The organism is Gammaproteobacteria bacterium (assembly GCA_013003425.1).
Lineage (GTDB): Bacteria > Pseudomonadota > Gammaproteobacteria > Steroidobacterales > JABDKV01 > JABDJB01.
In genome coordinates this window covers 1-6401 of record JABDJB010000060.1, presented here as the reverse complement: position 1 = coordinate 6401, position 6401 = coordinate 1, and the positions used below count along the sequence as shown (strand labels likewise).

The 6401-nt window shown below is 60.2% G+C and carries 3 protein-coding genes; all 3 read left to right on the top strand.

Annotation, left to right across the window (positions count from 1 at the left end):
• Positions 1-369 precede the first annotated feature (369 nt).
• Entirely contained in the window at positions 370-1227 is an 858-nt protein-coding gene (locus HKN06_09155) for an RnfABCDGE type electron transport complex subunit B (protein NNF61479.1), read from the top strand.
• 68 nt (positions 1228-1295) lie between these two features.
• The gene (locus tag HKN06_09150) at positions 1296-6191 is read left to right on the top strand and encodes a pyruvate ferredoxin oxidoreductase (protein NNF61478.1); all 4896 of its coding nucleotides are present in this window, start codon (positions 1296-1298) and stop codon (positions 6189-6191) included.
• Between the two features lie 19 nt (positions 6192-6210).
• A partial coding sequence (locus HKN06_09145; GenBank protein NNF61477.1) for an electron transport complex subunit RsxC occupies positions 6211-6401 on the top strand: 191 nt, incomplete at its 3' end.

The following is a 6401-nucleotide window of genomic DNA, read 5'->3' as shown; positions in this document are numbered from 1 at the left end:
GGAAAGACAGCAGCATGATGCCGAGCGGGACGGCGAAGCGGTATCGTTTCGCCGTCCCGGTTTGCTGGGAAGTATTTACGACGGCTACCTCGGGTCAGCGCACCGCATCCAGGCGTTGCTGGCGAATAAAGACAGAATGACAATTACAGCAATGTTTTTCTTCACGATGAGGCCCCCCTCGTTACCGTGGTGCGGTAACCGGTTCTTCCCTGAGGCTAGCAGTTCCTGTCAGCCTTCGCGCGGCGGCCCATGAATTCCTGCGAATTCAAAGTGTTCGTAGGGGTAATCCACGATTCGGGGGGTGCCGCGCCGGGTGCTAGATTTTCACCCTTGTAAGGCCTTGCCGGGGACGGGCGGGGGACCGTATCTATGCTCGTAGCCGTGGCCACGCTGGGTGGACTGACCTTTCTGATTGCGGCGGCGCTGGTCGTCGCCCAGAGCCGTTTGCAGGTGGAGACCGATCCGCGGATCGAGCCTGTCTACGAGCTGTTGCCCCATACCGATTGTGGCGCCTGCGGTCACCCGGGCTGCCGGGCCTTTGCCGAGGCCCTGGCCAGCGGCGAGGCGAGCCCGGCGCAATGTACGGTAGGGGATGCCGACAGCAAGGCGGCGATCGCCGAAATACTGAGTGTGGAGGTCGGCAATGTAGAAAAAGTGGTGGCACGACTGGCATGCGCCGGGGGCGCTAACGTGGCTCGCATGCACGCTTACTACGAGGGGCTGTCGTCCTGTCGTGGCGCAGCGCTAGTGGCCGGTGGTGGCAAGGGGTGTTTCTGGGGATGCCTGGGGCTGGGAGACTGCGAGGTGGTGTGTGATTTTGATGCCATCAGCATGTCGGCGGAAAACCTTCCGGTAGTGGATGACGATCTTTGCACCGCATGTGGCGACTGTGTCGATGCCTGCCCCAAAGACCTGTTTTCACTGCACCCGGTCAGTCATCGACTGTGGGTTGCCTGCAAGAACCTGGAATTTGGCGACCCGGTGCTGGCCGAGTGTGAGGTTGCCTGCACTGGTTGCGGCAAGTGTGCCAAGGATGCATCTGCCGGGCTGATCGCCATGCAGGACAATCTTGCGGTGATTGACTACAGCCGCCAGCACGACCAGCGCCAGGCAATCGATCGCTGCCCGACCGGAGCTATCGTGTGGTTCGGCGAGAATGGTCCCGAGAAAGGGCCGGCGGCCCGAAAAGTAATTCGTCATACACGGCGCACTGTGGCGCCGACCTGATTTAATAATGAGACCAGCACATGCGTAAAGAAAAAAGCAGCTACAAGTACCCCGGCAGCCGCGCGGCAATGGACGGCAACAGTGCCGCCATCATGTGTGAGCGCGAATCGACCGACGGTGCCGGTGCCTACCCCATTACGCCTTCCACCCAGATGGGTGAGTTCTGGGCTGAAGCTGCCGCGGCCGGGCATATCAATATTTCCGGGCGGCCGTTGATATTTATCGAGCCCGAGGGAGAGCATGCGGCAGCAGCCATAACGGCCGGACTGTCGATGACCGGGCTGCGTGCGGCGAATTTTTCCTCCGGCCAGGGCATCGCCTACATGCACGAATCGCTGTACGCGGCGGTCGGCAAACGGCTTACTTATGTGCTCAACATCGGCTGCCGTGCGATGACCAAAGCTACGCTTAACGTGCACGCCGGGCACGATGATTATCACTGCGTCGACGATACCGGGTTTTTCCAGTTATTCGCCAAAAACGCCCAGGCCGTCGCCGATCTCAATATAGTTGCCCATCGCGTCGCAGAGCTGGCGCTGACGCCCGGCATCGTCGGCCAGGACGGTTTTCTTACTACTCACCTGATCGAATCCCTGATGATCCCGGAGCGCGAGCTTATCGCCGAATTCCTGGGCCGGCCCGACGACATCATCGACACGCCGACACCGGCACAACGCATCATTTATGGCGACAAGCGTCGGCGCATCCCGGAGCTGTGGAACGTCGACGAGCCGCTGATGGCCGGCGTGGTGCAGAATCAGGATTCGTACATGCAGAGCGTAGCCGCACAACGGCCGTTCTTTTTCGACCATATTGCCGCTTTGACCGACCAGTCGCTCAGCGACTTTGCCGCGCTGACCGGGCGTAACTACTCGCGGGTAGAAACCTATCGCACCGAAGACGCCGATTACCTGATCCTTGGCCAGGGCAGCCTGATCACCAGTGCCGAGGCCGTGGCCGACTACCTGCGCAGCAAGCGCGGTATCAAAGTGGGCGTGGTCAACCTGGTCATGTTCCGGCCGTTCCCGGCAGACCAGCTGGGCAGGATACTCAAGGGCAAGAAGGGTGTGGCCATACTCGAGCGCGTCGACCAGCCGCTGGCGGTTGACCTGCCGCTGATGCGTGAGGTGCGCGCGACCATGTCAAAGTGTCTGGAGAACGGTCGCGCCGGGAAGTCGCTGCCTTATCCGGAACTGGCGTCGTACAAATCCTTAAAGGACATGCCGGAGCTCTATTCCGGGTCGTTTGGCCTGGGCAGCCGCGACCTGCAGCCGGAGGGCATTGTAGGTGCGATCGAGAACATGCTGCCAAAAGGTGAGCACAAGCGGCTGTTTTACCTGTCGGTCGATTTTGTTCGCAAGACCGCACTGACTCCGACCCAAAAGGTTTACCAGCAAACAGTGACGGATGCCTATCCGCATGTGGCAGACCTTGCGGTGAAAGGCTCGGAAAACCCGAACCTGATGCCGGCGGACAGCATCACCGTGCGCATGCACTCGGTTGGCGGCTGGGGTGCCATCACGACGGGCAAGAACCTCGCCATGACGCTGTTCGACCTGCTCGGCTATCACGTCAAGGCTAACCCCAAGTACGGTTCGGAAAAGAAGGGCCAGCCGACCAGCTATTATCTTGCGGCCGCGCCGGAGCCAATCAAGGTCAACTGCGAGTTTCACTATGTTGATGTTGTGCTCTCGCCCGACCCGAATGTTTTCAAGCACACAAATGCTGCTGCCGGGCTCGCTGACGGCGGTGTGCTGGTCATGCAGAGCGATGCGAAATCGCCGGATGAGTTCTGGCGCAGCATTCCGCTGCAGTATCGGCGCGAAATCGTGGAAAAGAAGATTCGCGTTTACTACCTGGATGCATTCGCAATTGCCCGCGACGAAGCAACTGATCCGGAGTTGCAGTTGCGTATGCAGGGCATCGCGTTCCAGGGTGCGTTTTTCGCCACCTCGCCATTACTGGACAAACATGGCCTGACCGAAGACGCTTTACTGGCGGCCATTCGTGAGCAACTGCAGCACAAGTTCGGTTCGAAAGGCGCCCGGGTGGTCGAAGACAACATGCGGGTAGTCCAGCGTGGTTTCGAGGAGATCCGCACGGTTGCCGACATGCCGCTCGATGACCAACAGGCTACCGCAACCGGCCCGGAAGTGCCGGTGATGGTACGACGTCTGCCGCAGAGCGATTCGCCGAGCGCCGACATTCATCGGTTCTGGAACCAGACCGGCAGTTTGTACGCACAGGGCAAGGGTAACGATGTCCCGGCCGATCCATTCATGAGTATGAGCCTGATGCCGGCGGCCACGGCGCATTTTCGTGATATGACCTCGATCCGCTTCGAGCATCCGGAGTGGATACCGGAAAACTGCACGGCCTGCGGTGACTGCTACACGATATGCCCGGACACGGCGATACCGGGTCTGGTCAACGATATTGGACAGGTGCTGGATGCCGCGCTTGCCAAGGTGCGCAAGAGTGGCGCCAGCGTCGAATTGCTGCCAAAGGCGGTGCGCAAGCTGGAGGGAAGTCTGCGCCAGTTGCTGCAGCAGTCCGATGACAATGTCGCGGTCCGGGCGGTGCTCGATGAGGCGATCGAAATCACCGTCAATGACGACAGCCTGGTAAATGGGGGCCGGGAACAGCTCAGGGAGGAGTTTGAATTATTCCGCACCGCGCTTGGTGAGTTCCAGTTTGCGCTGTCAAAACCATACTTCACACAGCCGGAGAAAAAACAGCCCGGCAGCGGCGGATTGCTGAGCATCACGGTAGATCCGTACACCTGCAAGGGTTGCATGGAGTGCGTCGAGGTTTGCAGTGATGACGCGCTGCGTCCGGTAACCCAGACCGAAAAATCAGTCCAGTCGCTGCGTGACAACTGGGATTTCTGGCTCGACCTGCCCAATACGCCCGAAAAATATATACGCGTGGACAATCTGGAAGAGGGCATCGGCGCCCTGGAGACCATCCTGCTTAACAAGGAGGCCTACCTGCCATTTGCCAGTGGTGACGGCGCCTGCCTGGGCTGCTCGGAAAAAACTGTCGTGCACCTGTTTGTGGCAACGGCCGAATCATTGATGCAGCCGCGCGTCAGGGCACAGGTGAAAAAACTCGATGATCTTGTCGGCCGCCTCAAGACCCATATCCAGCTCAAACTGGTCGAGGAGATCGATCTTGGCGACCCGGAAGAGGTGGCCGCGATGCTGGCGCAAAAAGACGGCGACCTGACCCTGGCCAGCCTGGCCGGGCGGGTGGAGCAGGCACACGAGGCCGAGCCGATCGATCGCGACTGGCTGGAGCGCATGACCGGGCTGCTCGCGCAGCTCGAAGACCTGCGCTGGCGCTACACAAAGGGAGTAACCGGCAATGGCCGTGCCAGCCTCGGGATGCTCAATGCAACCGGGTGCACTTCTGTCTGGGGCAGCACCTTCCCGTTCAATCCTTATCCGTTCCCGTGGGCCAATCACCTGTTCCAGGACAGCGTGTCGGTGGCGATGGGTGTTTTCGAGGGTCACATGGCCAAGATGGCCGAGGGCTTCAAGGCAATTCGCATCGCCGAACTGGAGCTGGCCGGCAAATACCAGCCGGCTGTACATGACGAACAGCTGCGCTATTTCGACTGGGAGGATTTCAACGACGAGGAGTTCGGATTGTGTCCGCCAGTAGTGGCAGTCGGCGGTGACGGTGCGATGTACGACATCGGTTTCCAGAACCTGTCACGCGCCATGATGTCCGGCAAACCGATCAAGGTGCTGGTGGTCGACACCCAGGTGTACTCCAATACCGGCGGCCAGGCGTGCACTTCCGGGTTCTACGGCCAGGTTTCGGACATGGCGCAATTTGGCAAGGCTATCAAGGGAAAGAAGGAGATTCGCAAGGAAATCGGCCTGATCGCTATGGCTCATCGCACTACCTACGTCATGCAAAGCACGATGGCTTACGCCAATCACATGATCGAAGGCTTCGTGCAGGGGCTGATGACGCGCCGACCGGCGTTGTTCAATCTGTATACCAGCTGCCAGCCCGAGCACGGTATTGGCGACGACATGGGGCATCACCAGGCCAAGCTGGCAGTGGAGTCACGCGCCTACCCGCTGTTCCGTTATGACCCCGACCGCGGCAAGACACCCGCTGAGTGTTTTGACCTCGACGGTAACCCGATGGCCAGCCGTGACTGGCCGGTAGCAACAATTCACTACCGCGACAACGGTCGTGAAAAGTCCATGGAGCTGCAGACGACATTTGCGGATTTTGCCGTCACCGAAACACGCTTCCGCAAGCACTTCCGCAAAATTCCGACGGATGCATGGCACGAGGACATGGTGCCGCTGGCTGAATACATCGACCTGGATGAAGGCGACCGTGACGGCAAAGTGCCATACATCTGGGCGCTGGACGCCAAGCAGAACCTCGGTCGCCTGCTGGTGGCCGAGCCGATGGTTCTTGCAACGGAAGAGCGGCGCGACTTTTGGGTAATGCTCAAGGCGCTGGCCGACGAAGGCGACACCGAAACACCGGGAGATGCCGGGCTGGAGTCACGCATTCGCCAGGAGGTGGTCAGCCAGATTACCGCCAGGCTGATGGATATGGCTGGCGCCGGTGCCGCTGCAGCAGTGGCGCCCGCTGTTGCCGCTGCCGCGACACCCGCAGCAGCACCATCGCCACAGGCCGGGGCAGCGCCAGCGGCGCAGCCCGAAGGGCAGCCGGTTGCTGAATACATGGCGCCGTGGCTGGAAACCGAGGAATGCACCGCGTGCGACGAATGCATCGATATCAACCCGGAGATCTTTGACTACAACGACGACGGCAAGGCGTATATCAAGAATGCCGATGGTGGCCCCTACCGCGACCTGGTAAAAGCGGCCGAGAAGTGTACTGCAGAAGTTATCCACCCCGGGCTGCCGCGCGATCGCAGCGACAAGGATATCGACAAGTGGATAAAGCGGGGCCAGGCAAAGAACTAGCTGACCGATGACAGGAATAATGGACACAGTGCTGGGCGCGCCAAGTTTCAGACACGGCGTGCACCCGCACGATCACAAGCACACCAGCGCTGCGGCGATACGCCAGTTTCCGTTTGCGCCGGAGTTGATCGTGCCGTTGCGCCAGCACCTGGGTGCAGCCGCTATCCCGGTCGTGCGGCCTGGTGAAGAAGTCGCGCGTGGCCAGACGAT

What these genes read in the sequence shown, in the direction of transcription:
- HKN06_09155 (NNF61479.1), top strand. Translation starts at nt 370, where the DNA reads ATGCTCGTAGCCGTGGCCACGCTGGGTGGACTGACCTTTCTGATTGCG.
- HKN06_09150 (NNF61478.1), top strand. Translation starts at nt 1,296, where the DNA reads ATGGACGGCAACAGTGCCGCCATCATGTGTGAGCGCGAATCGACCGAC.